Source organism: Schaalia turicensis ACS-279-V-Col4 (assembly GCF_000296505.1).
GTDB classification, from domain to species: Bacteria; Actinomycetota; Actinomycetes; order Actinomycetales; family Actinomycetaceae; genus Pauljensenia; species Pauljensenia turicensis_A.
On record NZ_JH815209.1, the window covers coordinates 74,255 to 93,366 of the forward strand.

Consider the following 19,112-nt stretch of genomic DNA (forward strand, 5'->3'; position numbering starts at 1 on the left):
CACACAAAAGCCCTGTTAACACGATAAAATCGCCTGCAACAGTCACAATCTGTGAAGGAGTGGGAAGCAATGGCGCTACCTCATCTGACACCCGAACAACGTGCTCAAGCTCTAGAAAAAGCAACTGCAGCGCGTCGCGCGCGCGCGGATATCAAAGCACGCTTGAAGAATCGCGAAATTACGCTTTCAGAGGTTCTCAACCTTGCCGAAAAGGATGAGTCAATCGCCAAGATGCGTGTTGTCTCACTGCTTGAGTCAATGCCACGCGTTGGAGTCACAACGGCTGCGGCATTGATGGAAGAGTACGGTATTGCTCAATCACGTCGTGTCAGGGGCCTTGGGCATGTTCAAGCTCAGGCTTTAATCGAACGATTCGGCTAATAGCAGGTAAAGGTGGCACGATTGTCAGCATGGATAAACCACGACTGACCGTGCTTGCCGGTCCCACTGCTGTAGGTAAGGGGACCGTCGTTCAAGCTCTTCGTGAACGTCACCCGGAACTGGTTGTTTCTGTCTCTGCGACGACTCGTTCGCCCAGGCCGGGTGAAGTTGATGGCGTTCATTATCTGTTCAAGACAGATGAAGAATTTGACGCGCTTGTCGAATCGGGATTGATGCTCGAATGGGCGACAGTCCACGGTGTTCACCGCTACGGCACACCTGCGCCACCTGTCGACGAGGCTTTGAAAGCGGGTAAATCTGTCCTGCTCGAGATTGACCTTGATGGTGCCCGTCAGGTGATGAAAACGCGTCCTGATGCGCTCTTCGTTTTTCTTGCACCTCCGTCGTGGGATGAGCTTGTGAGGCGCCTCGTCGGTCGCGGAACCGAAGACGAGGAGGAACGCGTGCGTCGTCTTCAAACTGCCAAGGTAGAGATGGCTGCAGAGACGGAATTCAACGTAACTGTGACGAATGACGACCTCGACGACACCGTTACTGAACTGGCTCACCTTATGGGGCTGGAGTAGACTGGCCCCCAGTGTGGCTAGATGGCCACGTTTGAATCCAGGAGGACCGCATGGCCGGAATCGTCGCACAGCCCCAAGGCATCACGTCGCCACCGATTGATGATCTGCTTGAGCACGTCGATTCAAAGTACGCTCTCGTTATCGTTGCCGCTCGTCGCGCACGTCAGATCAACTCGTACAACCTTCAGCTTGAACAGAACATGATTCAGTTCGTTGGACCCGTTGTCGATGTTGAACCCGATGAAAAGCCCCTGGGTATCGCACTTCGCGAGATCAACGATGGCATGATCTCGGTCGAAGCCGAGCAGAAAGCCTGACGCGTATGCGCCCCACGGTGATCGTCGGGGTCAGCGCTGGAATCGCCGCCTACAAGGCGGCGATTCTTGTACGTGAGCTGATTCGCGCCGGATGCGATGTTCGTGTTGTTCCAACACCTGCCTCTTTAGAGTTCGTTGGAAAAGCAACGTGGGAAGGCCTGACTGGTCACCCGGTTCACACCGGGCTCACCGATCACCCAGGCTCTGATCATGTGGAGCTTGCTCGTATCGCTGATTTGATTGTTATCGCCCCTGCTACCGCGGATGTGATGGCACGCATTCGCGCCGGCTTTGCGAATGATCTTTTGACGACCACCGTCTTGGCATCTCGTTGCCCACTTGTTCTGAGCCCGGCAATGCACACGGCAATGTGGGATAACGCTGCCACTCAAGATAACGTTGCCGTTCTACGCCAGCGTGGAATAACCATCATCGACCCCGCGTCCGGTGCGCTTGGCTCCGGGGATCATGGAGTTGGTAGGCTCCCCGAACCTGAAGAAATTGCTCGTGTGTGCCTCGATACTCTCGCATCAACGCAGACTTCGTTCTCTTCCAACGAACAGATGCTTTTTGGACGTCATATTGTCGTGACCGCAGGCGGAACTCAAGAACCACTGGATCCGGTGCGCTTCATTGGCAACCGTTCGTCGGGACGCCAAGGCATCGAGATTGCTCGCTCATCAGCTCGAATGGGCGCGACAGTACACCTGATCGCATCGAACGTTGAAAAGTCGCTGCTGGACGATCTTGAACCTTCGATTAGCGTTTCCTTCGCACCCACGGCCCACGATGTTGAACTCGCGGTTCAGGCTCAGTGTGATGGCGCAGACGCGCTGGTGATGTGCGCGGCAATCGCCGATTTTAGTCCCACCAGCGTTGCTGATGCGAAGATCAAGAAGACGGATGATTCTTCAGACGTTCCCACCATTGAATTGGAACGTACGACGGATATTCTTGCCACCGTCGCCCACAGCGATTCAAGGCCCACGGTGCTCGTCGGATTCGCCGCTGAAACAGGTCAGGCAGACACCGTACTTGCCTATGGCAAAGAGAAGGCACGCCGTAAGGGCGCCGACTTCCTCGCGATTAACCGCGTGGGTGATGGGTTCGGTTTTGGTGACGTCGACAACCACGTCACGATCGTCGACTCGAAAGGCGAGCTTGTCGGTGAAGTCTCTGGCTCAAAAGCTCGCGTTGCGGACTTTCTCATCACAACAATCGCTCAAAGACTCGCTACTATTGATGGGTGACTTCTAATCGACAGCTCTTTACGTCAGAATCCGTGACCGAAGGTCATCCGGATAAGGTCTGTGACCGAATTTCGGATTCAATCCTTGATGCTCTTGTAGAAAAAGACCCGCATTCTCGTGTCGCGGTCGAGACTATGGTGACCACGGGCCTCGTGCACGTTGCCGGTGAGGTAACAACCGAGGCCTACGTTGAGATTCCTCAGATTGTTCGTGATGAGATTCTGAAAATTGGCTACAACTCTTCACAAGTGGGCTTTGACGGTGCCTCGTGTGGCGTATCGATTTCGATTGGACAGCAGAGCCCTGATATTGCCGGGGGAGTGGACCACGCGCTTGAAGAGCGTGAAGGTAGTGCAAGTGATGTCCGTGATAGTCAGGGCGCTGGCGACCAGGGAATCATGTTTGGTTATGCCTGCGCTGATACACCCGATCTGATGCCTGCCCCGATTTGGCTGGCGCACAAGCTGTCGAAGCGCCTGGCTGACGTCCGTCATAACGAAATCGCCACCGGTCTGCGTCCCGATGGAAAGACTCAGGTCACATTGGCGTACGAGGACGGCAAGCCTGTTGGTATTGATTCGGTTCTCGTTTCCACTCAGCATGATGAGGCTCTGAACCAATCCGATTTGCGCGACCTGATTGTGGCACACGTGATTGACCCGGTTCTTCGCGACGACGGCCTCGATCTCGACACGGCCGATATGAAGATCCTCGTCAATCCCTCCGGACGCTTCGTCATCGGTGGCCCCGCCGGCGATGCAGGCGTAACCGGGCGAAAGATTATAGTTGACACCTACGGTGGTATGGCACGTCACGGTGGTGGAGCGTTCTCCGGTAAGGACCCATCGAAGGTTGACCGTAGCGCCACGTACGCTGCGCGCTGGGCGGCGAAGAATGTAGTTGCAGCCGGTCTTGCTTCCAAATGCGAAATTCAGCTTGCCTACGCGATTGGCCGCGCTCATCCTGTCGGTCTCTATGTTGAAACATTTGGTACCGGAAATGTGAGTGACCAGCAGATTGCACGCGCCATTGAGACTGTTTTTGACTTGCGTCCGGCCGGCATTATCGCTGACCTGGATCTGCTACGCCCGATTTACGCTGCCACATCTTCCTACGGCCATTTTGGTCGTCCGGGCTTCCCGTGGGAAGAAACGAACCGCGTCGACGAATTGTTGAGTGTGAGCTGATGACCGCTCCCTCTGTTCTGATTGACGAGGCCGCCTCCACTGATTCGTCATTTGACTTGAAATGGCGACGACGAACAACAGTAGAGATGATCATTTCTGGGCTGATTGGGCTTTACGCTTCTTTCGTCCTTTCGATTGAAGCATGGCAGTTAGCTGCCGATTCAGCGAAGACATTCGCTTGTGATGTCTCATCGGTCCTGTCATGTTCTACGGTGGCGCAGACGCCTCAAGCTCGTATCCTGGGGTTCCCGAACGCATTCCTAGGAATCTTTTTCGAAGCGGTAGTTCTTGCCATTTCGGTCGCTTTGTTTAGCGGAGTGAAGTTTTCCCGCTGGTACATGGCGTGTGCCAATGTGCTGTACACAATCGCATTGTTCTTCGCGTACTGGCTTTTCAGCCAGTCTTTTTTCGTGATCCACGTGCTTTGCCCGTGGTGTTTGGCGATCACCGTGACAACAACCCTTGTCTTTGCGGGCTTGACACGGATTAATATCCGCGAAGGTGTTCTTCCGGCGCCTGCGTGGTTGAAACGCAGTGTGACCTTGGGGTATGACTGGTCGTTCTGGGGATTGTTGCTGTTCATCCTGATCGCGATGGTCGTAGCCAGGTACGGGGTAGCTCTGCTCGGCTAACCGATGTGCAGTTCAATTCCTCCATGGCTCATGGTGCAATAGAGCCATGGTTATTCAAGGTAACAGCGACGTTCTTTTTGGCTTAGAGCAGGTCGCCACCGCGCAGGCTATTGCCAGCGTGTGCGTGGATGTTGATGTCCCACACCTTGATCGCCCGCTGGACTATGCAATCGTTCCAGAGCTCGCCGATTCGGTTGTTCCAGGCGTTGCCGTAAAGGTTCATCTTGCCGGAAGAAGCGTCACCGGTTGGGTCCTCAGCGTCAGAACCGAGGTCCCCGAACATCGTTTAAGTCCGATCGATAAAGTTATCTCGCGCCTGCCCGTCCTTTCGCCTTCGATTGCGAAAGTGGCTCGGAAGATCGCAGACCGCCAGGTAGCAACGCTCTCACAAGCACTCTCGCTTGCACTTCCACAGCGTCATGTGGGTGCCGAAAAATCATTCTTAGCACAGGACGAAAGCCAACAGCTTGAGTGGAATGTAGACACTGATGCAGATGGGGGAGCCTGGCACGACAATCCCGTGGGATGTACGCTTCTTGCTCACCTGTCTCATGGTGATCCAGTCCGCAGCGTCTGGACAGCTTTGGGGCCAACGCGTGATGAGCGCCTCGTGGACTGTATTCAGGCCAACGCCGCCGCACACCGTGGAGCCATCATCGTCGCGCCCACACACTGGCAGGCATCGCAGCTGTATAGGCTGATCCAGACCCGCCTTGGGGTTCCAGCTGCACTGATGACAACGCAGACATCCGCGGAAGACCGATATCTGACGCACCTCCAAGCGATGGCAGGTGAACTTGGCATCGTCGTCGGTACTCGTTCAAGTATCTGGACGCCGTTGAAGAATCTCGGTCTCATTGTCATTTGGGATGACAGCGATGACCGTCTTGTCGAACAGCGAGCACCGCGTGCGGATGCACTCGACATTGCAATGGCACGATGCGCCGAAGAACACTGTTCGCTTCTTATCGCCTCTTTCTCGCGTTCTGTTAAAGCACAAGCACTTGTTGAATCCGGTTGGGCCGTTTCCTTAATGGAAGATGGTTCAAAGAAACGCGCACTTGTCCCAACCGTCCGCGTTGTTGATGATGCTTACATCGAGAGGGAAGGCCCCAGGGGAGCAATGCGCATTCCCTCAGCTGCTCTTGCCACTATCCGCACGGGTCTTGCCGCCGGCCCAGTGTTAGTTCAGGTCGCTCATGCTGGATATGTTCCTGTTGTTTCATGCTCCCAATGCAGGAGTGTTGCGCGTTGCCATCATTGTCACGGGCCACTAGAGAAAACAGACCAGGACACCATTTCGTGTTCATGGTGTCACCGACCCACGTCGGGATGGCAGTGCCCAACGTGCGCAGGAACGCGGTTACGACACGCACGCATCGGCTCTGAACGAACGGGAGAAGAGCTCGCCCGCGCAATGCCGACGGCGTCAGTCTTGGTTTCATCATCAAGCAATGCGTTGACCCGCACGATCAGTCATAAACCACAGGTTGTCGTCGCAACCCCCGGTAGTGAACCGCTGGCTGAAGGTGGGTATCACGCTGTGGTGATCTTGGATGCCCAAGCGATTGCTGGTCGACCAGAACTATGGGCCCCTCAAGAAGCAATGCGCCGGTGGTTCAATGCGTTGGCACTCGCTCGCCCCGAAGCACGTGCCCTCATTTGTGGTGGCATCACGCCTTCCATGGCACAGGCTCTTATTCGCTATAACCCTGTTTCATTTGCTCACGATCTGCTTGAAGACCGCAAAGCCAACGGATTCTTCCCTGCAAAAACCGTGATCGCGATCGACGGACAACGCAAAGACTCTCTCGGAGTTGCCGAGTCCTCCGGTGGCGAACTCCTGGGTGAGTACACGTATCAGGCGGTGAAGGAAGGGACGTTACCTATTGTGCGCTCCTTGGTCAGCGTTGAACGTGACCAGCTTCCCGAAGTGTTAGTCACACTGAAGAAGCTCCTGCAATATCGCAGTGCCCACAAGCTTCCTACCGTGAAGATCACGGTCAATCCGCCAGAGCTTTTCTAAAGCGATTCCTTTCGTTCGTTAGACTGATCCTCGTGCGTATTGTTTTCGCTGGAACTCCAGCTCCCGCTATCCCGACGCTTGAGCGTCTTGTCGAGTCTACTCATGAGGTCGTCGGTGTCATTACCCGTCCACCTGCCAGAGTGGGTCGTGGGCGCACGCTACACCCCAGTCCAGTTGCGCAGTTCGCACGTGAACACGGCCTACCTGTGATTGAAGCGTCTTCGTTTAAAGACCCTAAGGTATGCAACCAAGTCGAGTCACTACGCCCCGATCTTGGTGTCGTTGTCGCATACGGTGCACTCATTCCTTGCTCCGTTCTGGACATGCCTACTCATGGGTGGATCAATCTCCACTTCTCGTCTCTTCCGCGGTGGCGCGGGGCTGCTCCCGTTCAATGGGCACTGATCAGCGGGGATACCACTACGGCTTCCAGTGTTTTCCAACTTGAAAAAGGTCTTGATACCGGGCCTGTTTATTCCTCGATTCCGGTCGACATCACGCATGAAACAGCGGGCGAATTACTTGAACGCATGGCAATTCTCGGCGCTCCACAAGTTGTGGATGTGGTTGACTCGATTGCGAATGGAACCGCACAAGCTGTGCCTCAAAACGAAGATGATCCGCGGGCAAGCCACGCACGTCAACTGAGCTCCAGCGACGGGTTCGTTGATTTTCGTTCGTCTGCTCAGGCAACTGACCGGCAGATTCTTGGTCTTAGCCCCAACCCGGGCGCGTGGACACTTCTTCCAGACTCAAAGCGATTGAAACTAGCCGCGGTAACAGTCGTAGAGGGCGATGATCTTGAACCCGGTCATATTCGAGTAACGAAGAAGAGCGTTGAAGTCGGCTGCCAGGACGGAATCGTTCGCCTTGGACAGGTTGCTCCGGCAGGTAAAGGCTGGATGGACGCTGCCGCATGGGCTAGGGGAGCCAGGCTTTCAGAAGACACAGTGCTTGGCACGATGGAGGAAAACTGATGGCAACCCGTCGTTACTCCGATGGATATCGCAAACTTCAGGACGTCGATACGCCTAGGCGCATTGCTTTTGACGTGCTCATGGCAGTTGAAACTGAAGATGCCTTTGCCAACATCGCTCTAACGAAGGCGTTGCGTGACGCGCGTTCACATGAGCGCCTGGACTCGCGCGACGCTGCTTTTACCTCCGAACTTGTCAATGGAAGCCTGCGAGCCCAGGGACGTCTCGACTGGGTTTTGGGACGCTATCTGACCAGGCCCATCGATAAGGTCGATACCCCCGTTCGAGTCCTCCTGCGCCTGGGAGCCCATCAGCTTCTGAATATGCGCGTTGCCGACCATGCGGCAGTTGCTTCCACCGTTGATCTCGCTCGCCACTACCTGACCGAGGGGCCAACGCGAATGGTGAATGCGGTTTTGCGTTCAATCACTCGTGAAGCTCCTGGAGCAATCGAAGATGCAATCGCCCAGATCAGTGACCCGAACAAACGTCGTTCCATTGAGTTTTCGCATCCGCTCTGGATGGTCGATGCCTTCGAAGACGCCCTCATTAGCCATGGCTTCGAGGCTAGCGAATTAGATGACCTGCTAGCCGGCGACAACCAGCCTCCGCTGGTGACTCTTGTTGCGCGCCCAGGTCTGATCGAAGCAATCGATCTAGCTGATGAAGCTGAATCAGTGTTGGGAACTCGCGTCGCCCCAGGCGATGTCAGTGATTGCGCGGTTCTTCTCGAACACGGTGATCCGGGTAGTCTCGATTCGATCCGCTCAGGGCGCGCCGGTGTCCAAGACGAAGGATCCCAGCTTGGCGCAATGATCGCTGCTACCGCCCCGATTGAAGGCAAAGACGAGTGCTGGCTCGACCTATGCGCAGGACCGGGTGGCAAAGCATCGATGCTCGCATCGATCGGCGCTCTTCAAGGAGCCACACTGATTGCAAACGAGGTCCATCCTCACCGTGCTCGCCTCGTAGAACGCGCGTGTCGCCAGCTTGACAACGTTGAGGTCGTCTCGTCCGATGGTCGTACCTTCGGTGGGGGCAAGAGCCAGTGGCCTCTTGGAAGCTTTGACCGAGTTGTGATCGATGCTCCCTGCTCAGGCATGGGCTCAATGAGGCGCCGCCCCGAATCACGATGGAGGCGCACGCAAGCAGATGTTGGCGGCCTCGTCGATTTGCAGGCGGAACTGTTGGCACGCGGTCTCGAACTTGTTCGCGAAGGCGGAATCCTGACGTATATCACCTGCTCTCCGCACGTCGACGAAACGCTTGCTCAGGTGGAGAAGCTACTGAAAACTGGGAAAGTAGAGCTTCTCGATACAGTTGCACTTGGCGAAGCACTTGCACCGGAGTCTCTCAACGTCCCTGACGCTGCTGGTCGTATCAAGAAATACCCCGGTCGCACCCTCCAACTGTGGGAACACCGGAACGGTACGGATTTGATGTTCATTGCAGCGATGAAAAAGGTCGAAAAGCCCACATCAGCGCGCTAATCACCACGTATCATAGGGATCATGAAACCAACTATTTCTCCTTCGATTCTTAACTGCGATATCGGCGATCTGCGCGGCGAACTCACGAAGATTTCCAGCGCGGACGTTGCTCACGTTGACGTGATGGACAACCATTTTGTTCCGAACTTGTCGTGGGGCCTGCCCGTTGTCGAGTCCGTCATCGCATCGAAGATCCTTCCTGTTGATGCACACCTGATGATCGAAGACCCTGATCGTTGGGCGCCCGCATATGCGGAAGCTGGTTGCCATTCAGTCACGTTCCACGCTGAAGCTGCGGCAGCTCCGCTCCGCCTTGCACGCGAGCTCCACCGCATCGGTTCAAAGGTCGGTCTGGCGCTTCGTCCCGCAACCGATATCGCTCCGTTCGTGGACATTCTGTCGGAGTTCGACATGATCCTCGTGATGACTGTGGAACCTGGTTTTGGCGGTCAGTCGTTTATTGACTCGATGATCCCGAAGATCCGCCGTACCCGCGAAGCGATCAATGCTTCTGGTCTTGAGGTTTCGATTCAGGTTGACGGTGGTGTTTCTCGTCAGACCATCGAACTGGCAGCTGAAGCGGGCGCAGACAACTTTGTTGCCGGTTCTGCCGTGTTCCGTGCAGAAGACGCGTATGCAGAGGTCGCAGCACTCCGCGAGCTCGCATTGCATCACTGCCACTGATTTGTTGAGCTTCCAACCGGTGTGTGGTCGTAATTTGTAAGACCACACACCGGTTTTTATTTTCGCGCTTTGGGCGCGTTCGTGGCATGATTGAGGAAGCTCCGGGGTCGGTGAAAGTCCGAGCCGGCGGTGAAAGTCCGCGACCCGCCTGCTATCAGGTGGCTGAATCGGTGTAATTCCGATACCGACGGTGAAAGTCCGGATGGGAGGAGCGCGTCAAGCAGACGGACGTTCTGTGCCGTGTTGCTTGCCTCGCGACGCACCCGGATGCCAGAAAGGCTAGGGTCGTGGCACATCGCAAACGCGCTTCGCGTACGGTGACGCTCATTGCACCTGTCGTCTTCCTGCTCTTCCTACTTGGAATGTGGTGGGTGACCGTATCCTTTTCGGGCATCGAGTCGTGGCGTCTACCGTCACCTGCACAAACGTGGCAGCGTACATTGACGCTTGCAACAGGGTCGTCGTTCTGGAATAAAACGCTTGTGACGTCGGGGGAGGCGATTGCGGGGTCCGTTCTTGGCGCCCTTGTCGCACTGCCGCTGGCGTATCTCATCTATCGTTCGCCACTTGTCAGTGCTGCGGTCGAACCCTTCCTTGGAGCTACGCAGGCGCTTCCTGCTATTGCTCTCGCACCACTTCTTGTCTTGTGGATCGGCTACGGTTTTTGGTCGATCACTGCACTCTGTGCGCTTCTCGTTTTCTTCCCGATTCTCGTCTCTACGGTGGTGGGTCTACGGCATCTCGATTCTGAGATTCTCGAAGCCGCCCAGGTGGATGGAGCGTCGGGCTTAACAATGGTGATTTCGATGGAGCTTCCTCTTGCGGCCCCCGCGGTCCTTGGCGGTGTCCGCAACGGTTTTACTCTTTCGGTGACTGGCGCAGTTGTTGGCGAAATGGTGATGGGTGGCAATGGCTTGGGGCAGGTTCTTACACAGGCACGTTCAAACGTTGATACGGCAGGAATGTTCGTCACGATTGGACTCTTGTGTGTGATGGCAACAGCGATATACATCCTCGTGTATCGCATTGAGCGCTCGCATCGTTACATGATCTCGCAATGAAAGTGGTTCCCCATGTCTGTTCGTCTTCGCGCATCTATCGTGGCTTTCGCCCTATTCGGCGTTACATGTGTGGGAGCATGTGCTCCCGAGCCTTCGACCGCTGAGTCCGGTGCGTCGGCGTCAAACGCAGTGACCGTTGGTCTCACTTATATTCCGAACGTGCAGTTCTCTCCCGTCTATGTCGCCCATGATGACAGCTTGTATTCGAATGCTGGGGTGGATGTGACAATTCGTCACCACGGTTCCGATGAGGGACTGTTTACAGCCCTCATTTCCGGTGAAGAAGACGTTGTGATTGCTTCGGGTGACGAGGCAATGGTGGCGCGCGATTCGGGGATGGATCTGGTGTCGATTGGTACCTATTACCGTCAGTACCCCGGCGTTGTGATTGTTCCAGCGGATTCTGAGATCCAAACGCTTTCGGACCTTAAAGGACACAGCATCGGTATTCCCGGTGAGTATGGGTCGAACTGGTATGCGACCCTCTCGGCTATCTTCCAGGGTGGCTTGAGCGAGAAGGACGTCGAGATTGCGTCGATCGGCTACACGCAACGAGCTGCTCTTGCTCAAGGTGAAGTGGATGCTGTCCTCGGTTTTTCGAATAATGACCTGGTTCAGATGCTCCAGTCGGGCATGGATGTCAGGGCCATTAGTTTGGAATCGCAGACGCCTCTTGTCGCGGCGTCGATCATCACGACCCGTCAGTGGGCTGAGGCAAACCCTGAACTTGCGTCAGCGGTTGTCAGCGCAACAACTGCTGGTATTAACTCGGTGATTGATGATCCCGACCATGCCCTTGACGTCACGATGGCGTGGGATGAGACTCTCAGCGACGAGACCTCGAAGTCTAATGCGATGGCAGTGCTTCAGGCGACAATTCCTCTGATGATGAACGCTGGCGGCCCGGCTGTGGCGAGGCAGGATCTTGATCGCTGGGAGATGATGGCAGAGTTCTTGGGCTCTGTGCCGGGTGTCGTCTCTCAGAAGCCCGATGCTTCTTTGGCTGCTACTAACGAGTATGTGAACGAATAAGGCTGTCCGCTAGGCGGATAGGGTTTTATTTGTTGTCCGAGGCGTCGTAAAGTCAGGCCATGGCTACTTTTGAAGATCTCTTTGCCGAACTGTCCGAAAAGGCTCAGACCCGACCCGAGGGTTCTGGGACTGTTGCTGAACTGGACAAGGGCATCCATGCGATCGGAAAGAAGATCATCGAAGAAGCCGGCGAAGTGTGGATGGCTGCCGAATACGAGACTCTTGACGATCTCGCTCTTGAGATCTCGCAGCTCTTCTACCATGCGCAGGTCATGATGATTGCCAAGGGCCTGACCCTCGACGACATTTACAAGAAGCTCTAAGCATTTTCGTTGAAGGAACTCCATGCTTCGCATTGCTGTGCCCAATAAGGGCTCACTGTCTGACCCTGCTGTTCGTCTGCTTTCTGAGGCTGGCTACAACACTCGTCGCCACGGTCGTGAGCTTGTTCTTACCGACACCCTGAATGATGTCGAACTCTTCTTCCTGCGTCCGCGAGACATCGCGGTCTATGTGGGACGAGGCTCCATTCAAGCGGGTATCACCGGTCGCGATCTGCTGCTTGACTCTCAGACTCAAGCAATCGAGCATTTCCCGTTGGGTTTTGCTCGTTCAACGTTCCGTTTTGCAGCTCCTACAGGCACGATTACCTCGATTGAACAGATCAACGGTAAGCGCGTTGCTGCGTCATATGACCATCTGGTGAAGTCATATCTTGATGAGCGTGGTGTGGATGCTGAGGTCGTTCACCTTGATGGGGCAGTGGAGTCCTCGGTGCGCCTGGGTGTTGCTGACCTGATTGCTGACGTCGTCGAAACCGGCTCAACCCTGAAGGCTGCCGGCCTTGAGGTGTTTGGTGAGCCTTTGGCGAAGTCAGAAGCTGTTCTGATCACACGTCCCGATGTCGTTGACGATCCGGCGCTGGCAACGCTGGTCAAGCGCCTCGAAGGTGTTCAGGTTGCTCGCAAGTATGTGATTGTTGACTACAACGTTCGCGAGTCTGCTCTTGATGCGGCGATCGCTATTGCGCCTGGCTTTGACTCTCCGACTGTTTCTCCATTGCAGGATTCTGCGTGGCGAGCGGTTCGCGTGATGGTGGAAGCACACCAAGTGAATCCGATTATGGATCAGCTTCACGAGGCTGGAGCCCGAGGAATTATCGTCACCGAATTGCGTGCCTCTCGTCTCTAGAACAGGGCTTTTGCTCGCGAGCATAAGTAGGCTTATGCCTATGGGAAATGACAGCTCGCGCGATGCTCGGTTGCTTGCCTTATTGAATTGTCTGAGGCGTTCTGGACGCCCACTGTCTAAGCGGGAGATTCAGGAACAGGTTCTTCAGTATCAAGGACTGACTCACGATAACTTCGAGGGCCAATTCCAAGACGATAAAGAAACTCTTCACACCATCGGTATCGCACTGACAATGCGGGGAACGAATCCTGATTTCACTTATGAAATTGATCCGAAAGCTTCGGCTCAGTTCCAAGGAGAGAACGTTCGTTTTGATGCCAGCGAGTCACGGCTCATTTCGATGGCAATCAAAGTGTGGGACGATGACGCGAATACGACGGCACTGAAAAAGCTAGCGCTTTCGATGGATCCGCCTGAAACGTCTTTTTCTCACGTGAATATCGGCCTTGAGCACAGCGATGTGATTTGTACGCTGAGCGAAGCAATCACGCATGGGCGCTTTGTCAGCTTTGACTACACGTCTGAATCGGATTCGTTCCGACGTAGCGTTGCTCCCCGAAAGCTTGTGATGCGCTCGAACTCCATGTACTTATGGGGTTTTGATATGGATAGGTACGCACCGCGTTTGTTCAAGCTGTCGCGGATTGCTTCCGAGATTGAAATTATTGGCGACTCTTTCGACGCACTGGAACTTCCCGAGATCCCGGCAGATCCCTTCACTCTTCTAGAAATCGAGCCTCTTCTTGCAATTCGCGATGACGCATCGCTTGCGATTCGCGCCTACGTCCAACTGACAGGGCGCCTGATAACAGATGGTTGGTGCGAAGCCGTCGGGCTGCGAGCTTCCCGTCATACGTGGATGACGCGCGTTCTCACCGAAGGTGAAGATGTTGTTGTTCTTGCTCCCCAAGATTTGAGGGATGAGATCTATGCCCGAATTGACAGGGCCTCGTCGTGGGGAGTTCAGTGATGGGAGCACGATCTACTGACGCGCTTGTTCGCCTGCTCGCGATTCGTGATTGGCTTGCAACGAATGCATATTTCGAACCTGTGCCACTCGACGATGTGGTCCGCCAGTTTGGTGGAACGCGAGACAAGATGCTTCGCGATTTGAATACCCTGTCAGTAGCTGATGATGACACGTTCGATTTCGACGGTCGTTTCTGGGTTGATATTGATCTTCTTAACGACTCAGGTCTTGTCCAGCTGATGTCGCATATTGACGCCAATCAGCTACCGGGCCTTACTCCAAGCGAAGCGTTGGCGATTCGTATCGGTCTTGAGTCTCTGTCGAGTGTTCTTTCCCGAGACCTCGTCGAGCGTATTCCCGCCGTTCTGGACAAGATTGGCCAGCTGGTTGGGGAGCGTGGTGATGAGCAGATTCTGCTTCATCACCGGGATTACCAGTGTCAGAATGCCTTTGCTCTTCTTGACCGTGCCATCGGGCTTCGCAGACCGGTTGTGTTCACCTATACCTCAGCGAATGGGGCGACTCAGCGTCGTGAAGTGGAACCTCGTGAACTTCATTTGGAAGGAACCGGCTGGATGCTTCTTGGCTGGTGCATGATCCACGATGAGTGGAGAACGTTCGCTGTTGACCGGATGAGCGACCTCGAAATCAATATGTCGCGTAAGAATGCCCGGCGGAAGTCACCCAATAGACTGCGTGGCAACCAACAACCACTTGAGACACAACAACTGGTTGTTGGCCCCAATGGGCGTTGGGTAGCAGACGAATACCCGCAGGTAATCAGTCGTCAAGTCAACGATAAATTGACCGAACTGTTGATTCCGATCTGGAGCCGACAGTGGCTTTTGACGTTGCTTATTGATATTTCAGAGTCCCTGGAATCCGCTCCGCAGGACTCGCTCGTGCAAGCGGGTGAAGTTGCGCGTCAGATGAAGGCATCATGGGACGAGGTTCTAGCCAGCGTGGAGACATTGTGAGCCCAAAAAGAAGGCGTCAGGCAAGCAAAGCTTCCGGGGAACCACAGCCTGTTGAGCAACTGAGTCCGGCCCAGCGAATGCAGGCGTTTAAGAAGGATCAGCACATCCAACGATCCATGCGTTACGCATGGTGCGAGACCCTCGGTTTTCAGGCTGATGATTTCCAGATCGAAGCGATGGATGCTCTCGAAGCTGGACAGTCAGTCTTAGTTGCTGCTCCAACTGGTGCTGGTAAGACGGTTGTGGGTGAATTCGCGACGTACCTTGCTCTCCAGAAGGGAAAAAGAAGCTTTTATACGACTCCGATTAAGGCGTTATCTAATCAGAAGTTTTCGGATCTACGTCGTCGCTTCGGTGAAGACACTGTTGGTCTTTTGACCGGTGATACGTCGATCAACTCTCACGCGCCAATCGTTGTGATGACGACTGAGGTTCTTCGGAACATGATTTATGCGGGCGCGGATCTATCGGATCTTGATTCGGTTGTGCTCGACGAGGTGCACTACCTAGCGGATCGCTTCCGTGGCCCCGTGTGGGAAGAAGTGATTATCCATCTTCCCGCTGAGCAAAAGATTGTCGCTCTATCGGCAACCGTTTCGAACGCTGAGGAATTCGGTACGTGGATCGGTCATGTTCGTGGAGGATGCCGGGTTGTTGTTTCCGAGCATCGTCCTGTCCCGCTGTATCAGCACATGTTGGTCGGGCGACATCTCTATGACTTGTATTCGCCATCGAAGAAGGGCGAGTCAACGCGAATCAACCCGGAGCTACGTTCGGCTATCGGTCCGTCGATTCCTGGGAGAACGGGGCGAGGTGGAAGGAATTGGCATGAAACTGCTCGTGTCAGACCTCCACGCGAGTCGCGTCCGTCGACTTTGATTGAGCTGGATCGAGCTGGCCTATTACCGACGATCACGTTTGTTTTTTCTCGGGCAGGGTGTGAAGACGCTGTCACCCAGGTTGTTCACGCGGGAATTTGGCTGACCAATAAAGAAGAGCAGAAGCAGATTGCGACAGCGGTTGATGAGGTAAAAACTCAGGTTGGTGCACAAGACTGTCATGTCTTAGGGATTAATGCGTGGGGTGAGGCACTAGAACGTGGAATCGCAGCGCATCACGCGGGTCTTCTTCCCATTCAGAAAGAGACAGTAGAAAATCTCTTCACGCGCGGTTTGATCAAAATGGTGTATGCGACTGAGACGCTTGCTCTAGGCATCAATATGCCGGCTCGCAGTGTCGTCATCGAGTCGTTGCGCAAATGGAATGGAGCTGCCCACGTTCAGCTGACACCGGGGGAGTACACCCAATTGTCGGGTCGTGCTGGTAGGCGTGGCATCGATACCGAGGGACATGCAATTGTTCTTCACCGTGGCCAGGTTGCTCCTGAAGAGGTTAATGCTCTTGCCTCTAAACGAACATACCCGCTGATCAGTGCTTTCACTCCGACCTACAACATGGTTGTGAACCTGCTTCACCATTCGTCGCGGGCTGCCACGCGTGATGTGCTTGAAACATCGTTCGCTCAGTTCCAAGCCGATGGCGGGGTCGTTGAACTTGCACAGCATGCCCGTGCGCTCGCACGCCAGCGTGCCAAGTTCGAGCAGGATATGGAATGTGATCGCGGAGATGCGCGCGAGTATTTTGCGCTTCGTGACGATCTTGTTCTTGCCCAGAAGTCCGAATCTAAGCTGAGGGCTGCCGAAAAACGCAGTGCAAATCGTGTGGCGTTGGCGACCTGTCAGCCAGGAACAATCATTCGTTATGGATCTGGTCGTCGTAGCCTGTACGCGGTGGTTGCGTTCCATTCCGACACTGCTATCGGGCACGTTTCTACAACGGTGATTGGCACGGATGGGAAGTTCCATTCGCTGTCAGCTAAAGATGTCTCATCTTCTTTCGCTGTTGTGGGGTCGATGAAGATTGCCGGCGGATCTGCGGTGCGTCGGAATAAAGAACGAATGAAAATCGCTGATGAACTCAAGCGCCGTATTCGGGCGAAATCTCTTGAGATTCCGCTTGATACGCCGGACTTTGATGCGACCAAGAGCGCCCAGATCGAGAAGCAACTGAAGGCTCATCCTGTTCATCAGTGTCCTGAACGTGAACACCATGCGCGTGCAGGGCATCAGTGGGCCCGAATTAATCGCGAGTTGCGCACGGTGAACGAACGCATTGACTCTCGAACACATTCCGTTGCCCATAAGTTCGACCGAGTATGCCAGGTTTTGGAGGAGCTAGGCTTTCTTGACGGCGATACTGTGACCGACCAGGGTGAACGTCTACGTCATATCTTTGGCGAGCGCGACATCATCGTCATGGAGTGTTTGCGAAGCGGAGCGTGGAGCGGATTGGATGACGCGGAATTGGCTGCGATCGTGTCGACGTGTGTGTTTGAGTCGCGTCGTGAAGATGGTGCGCGTCCTGCACTCCCGGTTGGTCTTTCAAAGAATTTGACGCGCGCACTCAAGGCAACACTTCAGGCAAGTGCGAAGGTCGCAGATGTTGAGAAGCGAGCCGGACTTGAACCGACAACTGAGCCTGATTCGGGAATGATGGAAGCGTGTCTGGCGTGGGCTCATGGGGCATCGTTGGGAACCTCGCTCGATGGCGAAGAGATGCTCGGTGGTGACTTCGTTCGTTGGATTCGTCAGGTCATGGATCTGTTGGATCAGCTGCGTCATGACACTGACGAAGCGATGGCGTCGCAGGCGAAGCGTGCCCGACACCAACTTGTTCACGGCGTAGTAGCGTGGTCGGTGTTATGAAAAATACTTCTTTGATTGTTGATGTTTTTCTCAGCGCCCTTGCAGGCGTGGGAATGTGGGCAGCCTTCCCGTCCCTGTCGTTATGGTGGCTGATCTTTCCGTCTCTTGCTCTCTATTTTTCACGTGTGGATCATTCGACTCTTTCACGCGGACTGCTGAACACCGTTGTTTTTGGTTTTTCCTGGTGGCTTCCTCTGATTCACTGGGTGACGCTGGCGACCGGAGGATATTTACCGTGGGCCGCTCTTGCTACGACTCAGGTGATTGCGTTGTGCCTGTGGGCAGTGATCGCGCGTCTGTCACAGTCGATTCCAGTGGTGAATTCTCCGTTGGGACAGCCTTGTGTCTATGCATTGACGTGGGTGGGTGTCGAGCAGCTTCGTAGTCACTATCCCTGGACTGGTTTTCCGTGGGGAAATGTCGCGATGCCACAGGTTGATTCACCACTTGGTCACCTTGCCCCGTGGGGTGGGGAAGTGGTGGTGTCATTTGTGAGCGTTGCCCTCGCAGTTGCGCTTCGGAGAGTGTTCTATTTCCGCTCAGATTTGGGCGATGAGCATTGGTTCACGAGGCCGGCTCTGCTTGTTGGAAGTCTCGGCGTATTTTTTGCCGCGTGGATGATTCCGCTTCCTTTGTCGCAAGAGGCGGGCACGATTCGTGTGGGAGTTGTTCAGGGAGACGTTGAACTACCGGGAGCACACACCTTTGCTATCGAAGGTAAGGTCACAACGAACAATTCTGCGATGACTCAGGAGCTTGTGGCTCAGTCTGATCCTGTCGATCTGCTGATCTGGGGAGAAACCGGCGCCGATCGTGACCCGAGAGAATCCGGTTTGGTTGCCCAGCTTGTTGATTCTTCGGCCACGTTGGCTCATGCGCCGTTGCTCTTCGGTTTCGCGAACGTTAAAGATGACAAGCGTTGGAATTGGTTGGGCGTCTGGTACGAGTCCGAGGGACTCGATGAAGAAAGCCTCTATGCTAAGCAAAAGCCTGTTCCTTTTGGAGAATTCATTCCTTTCCGTTCGCTGATTTCGAAGCTTGCTACCCAGGCTGCTCAGATCAATATGGACATGGCTGCCGCTGATAATCTTGCATTAATGAATGTTCATCTCCATGATTCGCGGACGATTCCGATCGCTGTAGGGATTTGTTTTGAATCCGCTTACCCGGCGGTGATTGGTCCTGGTGTTATGGCAGGTGGACAGCTCATTGTCACTCCGTCGAATAACTATCATTTCCAATCTTCGTCGGAGTCTGCCCAGCAAAATCAGCTTCTGCGTTTGAGAGCAATGGAGTATTCGCGTTCAGCGATCCAAGCGTCGACTACCGGAATGTCGTCAGTGATTTTGCCGGATGGTCGTATGAAGGCGACAACCGATCCTCACAGTGCTGCGTGGCTTGCTGACTCGGTGCCTCTGAGGACGTCGATGACGAAGACTGCTGAGTTGGGGGAGTTGCCCGCTCAGATGGTTATGGGAGCAACGGGTGTGTACGGCGTTTTTGCTTTGCTCTATGCGTCGATTCAGGCTGTGGTGAACTGGAACTCTCTAAGGCGTCAAAATAGGATCTGACCTGCATAAATATG

General features: G+C 54.7%; 18 protein-coding genes and 1 riboswitch. All 18 genes read left to right on the top strand.

The features are described 5' to 3' along the window. Nucleotides 1-69: 69 nt before the first annotated feature. The 18 genes from mihF (at nucleotide 70) to lnt (ending at nucleotide 19,098) form a co-directional block, all read left to right on the top strand. Complete coding sequence (gene mihF / locus HMPREF9241_RS04015; RefSeq protein ID WP_006680998.1) at nucleotides 70-381, top strand: integration host factor, actinobacterial type; 312 nt, start codon at nucleotides 70-72, stop codon at nucleotides 379-381. Nucleotides 382-410: 29 nt separating this feature from the next. Next, entirely contained in the window at nucleotides 411-968 is a 558-nt protein-coding gene (gene gmk, locus HMPREF9241_RS04020; RefSeq protein ID WP_006680999.1) for a guanylate kinase, read from the top strand. A gap of 50 nt (nucleotides 969-1,018) precedes the next feature. Then, the gene (rpoZ, locus tag HMPREF9241_RS04025; protein WP_006681000.1) at nucleotides 1,019-1,285 is read left to right on the top strand and encodes a DNA-directed RNA polymerase subunit omega; all 267 of its coding nucleotides are present in this window, start codon (nucleotides 1,019-1,021) and stop codon (nucleotides 1,283-1,285) included. 5 nt (nucleotides 1,286-1,290) lie between these two features. After that, complete coding sequence (coaBC, locus tag HMPREF9241_RS04030; RefSeq protein WP_006681001.1) at nucleotides 1,291-2,535, top strand: bifunctional phosphopantothenoylcysteine decarboxylase/phosphopantothenate--cysteine ligase CoaBC; 1,245 nt, start codon at nucleotides 1,291-1,293, stop codon at nucleotides 2,533-2,535. Next, nucleotides 2,532-3,722 (top strand): methionine adenosyltransferase, encoded by a 1,191-nt coding sequence (gene metK / locus HMPREF9241_RS04035; protein WP_006681002.1) that lies wholly within the window; start codon nucleotides 2,532-2,534, stop codon nucleotides 3,720-3,722. Before coaBC ends, metK begins: the two co-directional genes overlap by 4 nt. Before the next feature lie 86 nt (nucleotides 3,723-3,808). Then, nucleotides 3,809-4,354 (top strand): vitamin K epoxide reductase family protein, encoded by a 546-nt coding sequence (locus HMPREF9241_RS04040; RefSeq protein WP_243440785.1) that lies wholly within the window; start codon nucleotides 3,809-3,811, stop codon nucleotides 4,352-4,354. 46 nt (nucleotides 4,355-4,400) lie between these two features. Then, nucleotides 4,401-6,380 (top strand): primosomal protein N' family DNA-binding protein, encoded by a 1,980-nt coding sequence (locus HMPREF9241_RS04045; RefSeq protein WP_006681004.1) that lies wholly within the window; start codon nucleotides 4,401-4,403, stop codon nucleotides 6,378-6,380. Between the two features lie 32 nt (nucleotides 6,381-6,412). Further along, nucleotides 6,413-7,357: a methionyl-tRNA formyltransferase gene (gene fmt / locus HMPREF9241_RS04050; RefSeq protein WP_006681005.1), complete on the top strand. Its 945-nt coding sequence runs from the start codon at nucleotides 6,413-6,415 to the stop codon at nucleotides 7,355-7,357. After that, nucleotides 7,357-8,847: a transcription antitermination factor NusB gene (locus HMPREF9241_RS04055; protein ID WP_006681006.1), complete on the top strand. Its 1,491-nt coding sequence runs from the start codon at nucleotides 7,357-7,359 to the stop codon at nucleotides 8,845-8,847. Before fmt ends, HMPREF9241_RS04055 begins: the two co-directional genes overlap by 1 nt. A gap of 21 nt (nucleotides 8,848-8,868) precedes the next feature. After that, entirely contained in the window at nucleotides 8,869-9,531 is a 663-nt protein-coding gene (rpe, locus tag HMPREF9241_RS04060) for a ribulose-phosphate 3-epimerase (RefSeq protein ID WP_006681007.1), read from the top strand. Between the two features lie 93 nt (nucleotides 9,532-9,624). Next, nucleotides 9,625-9,749, top strand: a riboswitch (FMN riboswitch). Nucleotides 9,750-9,818: 69 nt separating this feature from the next. Then, nucleotides 9,819-10,592, top strand: coding sequence for an ABC transporter permease (locus tag HMPREF9241_RS04065; RefSeq protein ID WP_006681008.1), 774 nt, complete (start codon nucleotides 9,819-9,821; stop codon nucleotides 10,590-10,592). A 12-nt stretch (nucleotides 10,593-10,604) separates the two neighbouring features. Continuing rightward, the gene (locus HMPREF9241_RS04070) at nucleotides 10,605-11,624 is read left to right on the top strand and encodes an ABC transporter substrate-binding protein (RefSeq protein ID WP_006681009.1); all 1,020 of its coding nucleotides are present in this window, start codon (nucleotides 10,605-10,607) and stop codon (nucleotides 11,622-11,624) included. A gap of 59 nt (nucleotides 11,625-11,683) precedes the next feature. Next, nucleotides 11,684-11,947: a phosphoribosyl-ATP diphosphatase gene (locus HMPREF9241_RS04075; RefSeq protein WP_006681010.1), complete on the top strand. Its 264-nt coding sequence runs from the start codon at nucleotides 11,684-11,686 to the stop codon at nucleotides 11,945-11,947. A gap of 22 nt (nucleotides 11,948-11,969) precedes the next feature. Continuing rightward, complete coding sequence (hisG, locus tag HMPREF9241_RS04080) at nucleotides 11,970-12,815, top strand: ATP phosphoribosyltransferase (RefSeq protein ID WP_006681011.1); 846 nt, start codon at nucleotides 11,970-11,972, stop codon at nucleotides 12,813-12,815. 40 nt (nucleotides 12,816-12,855) lie between these two features. Next, complete coding sequence (locus HMPREF9241_RS04085) at nucleotides 12,856-13,785, top strand: helix-turn-helix transcriptional regulator (RefSeq protein WP_006681012.1); 930 nt, start codon at nucleotides 12,856-12,858, stop codon at nucleotides 13,783-13,785. After that, nucleotides 13,785-14,762 carry a helix-turn-helix transcriptional regulator gene (locus HMPREF9241_RS04090; protein WP_006681013.1) on the top strand — a complete coding sequence of 326 codons (978 nt, stop codon included), beginning with the start codon at nucleotides 13,785-13,787 and terminating at the stop codon, nucleotides 14,760-14,762. The genes HMPREF9241_RS04085 and HMPREF9241_RS04090 overlap by 1 nt, the downstream gene beginning before the upstream one ends. Next, a complete protein-coding gene (locus HMPREF9241_RS04095; protein WP_006681014.1) occupies nucleotides 14,759-17,527 on the top strand; it encodes a DEAD/DEAH box helicase in 2,769 nt (922 codons plus the stop codon). Before HMPREF9241_RS04090 ends, HMPREF9241_RS04095 begins: the two co-directional genes overlap by 4 nt. After that, a complete protein-coding gene (gene lnt / locus HMPREF9241_RS04100) occupies nucleotides 17,524-19,098 on the top strand; it encodes an apolipoprotein N-acyltransferase (RefSeq protein ID WP_006681015.1) in 1,575 nt (524 codons plus the stop codon). The genes HMPREF9241_RS04095 and lnt overlap by 4 nt, the downstream gene beginning before the upstream one ends. The last annotated feature ends 14 nt before the right edge of the window (nucleotides 19,099-19,112 follow it).

Excerpts from the sequence above, each read along its gene's own strand:
- HMPREF9241_RS04085 (WP_006681012.1), top strand. The coding sequence starts at position 12,856 with ATGGGAAATGACAGCTCGCGCGATGCTCGGTTGCTTGCCTTATTGAAT.
- rpe (WP_006681007.1), top strand. The coding sequence starts at position 8,869 with ATGAAACCAACTATTTCTCCTTCGATTCTTAACTGCGATATCGGCGAT.
- mihF (WP_006680998.1), top strand. The coding sequence starts at position 70 with ATGGCGCTACCTCATCTGACACCCGAACAACGTGCTCAAGCTCTAGAA.
- HMPREF9241_RS04070 (WP_006681009.1), top strand. The coding sequence starts at position 10,605 with ATGTCTGTTCGTCTTCGCGCATCTATCGTGGCTTTCGCCCTATTCGGC.
- HMPREF9241_RS04075 (WP_006681010.1), top strand. The coding sequence starts at position 11,684 with ATGGCTACTTTTGAAGATCTCTTTGCCGAACTGTCCGAAAAGGCTCAG.
- coaBC (WP_006681001.1), top strand. The coding sequence starts at position 1,291 with ATGCGCCCCACGGTGATCGTCGGGGTCAGCGCTGGAATCGCCGCCTAC.
- HMPREF9241_RS04090 (WP_006681013.1), top strand. The coding sequence starts at position 13,785 with ATGGGAGCACGATCTACTGACGCGCTTGTTCGCCTGCTCGCGATTCGT.
- rpoZ (WP_006681000.1), top strand. The coding sequence starts at position 1,019 with ATGGCCGGAATCGTCGCACAGCCCCAAGGCATCACGTCGCCACCGATT.
- HMPREF9241_RS04040 (WP_243440785.1), top strand. The coding sequence starts at position 3,809 with ATGATCATTTCTGGGCTGATTGGGCTTTACGCTTCTTTCGTCCTTTCG.
- HMPREF9241_RS04055 (WP_006681006.1), top strand. The coding sequence starts at position 7,357 with ATGGCAACCCGTCGTTACTCCGATGGATATCGCAAACTTCAGGACGTC.
- lnt (WP_006681015.1), top strand. The coding sequence starts at position 17,524 with ATGAAAAATACTTCTTTGATTGTTGATGTTTTTCTCAGCGCCCTTGCA.
- HMPREF9241_RS04045 (WP_006681004.1), top strand. The coding sequence starts at position 4,401 with ATGGTTATTCAAGGTAACAGCGACGTTCTTTTTGGCTTAGAGCAGGTC.
- gmk (WP_006680999.1), top strand. The coding sequence starts at position 411 with ATGGATAAACCACGACTGACCGTGCTTGCCGGTCCCACTGCTGTAGGT.
- hisG (WP_006681011.1), top strand. The coding sequence starts at position 11,970 with ATGCTTCGCATTGCTGTGCCCAATAAGGGCTCACTGTCTGACCCTGCT.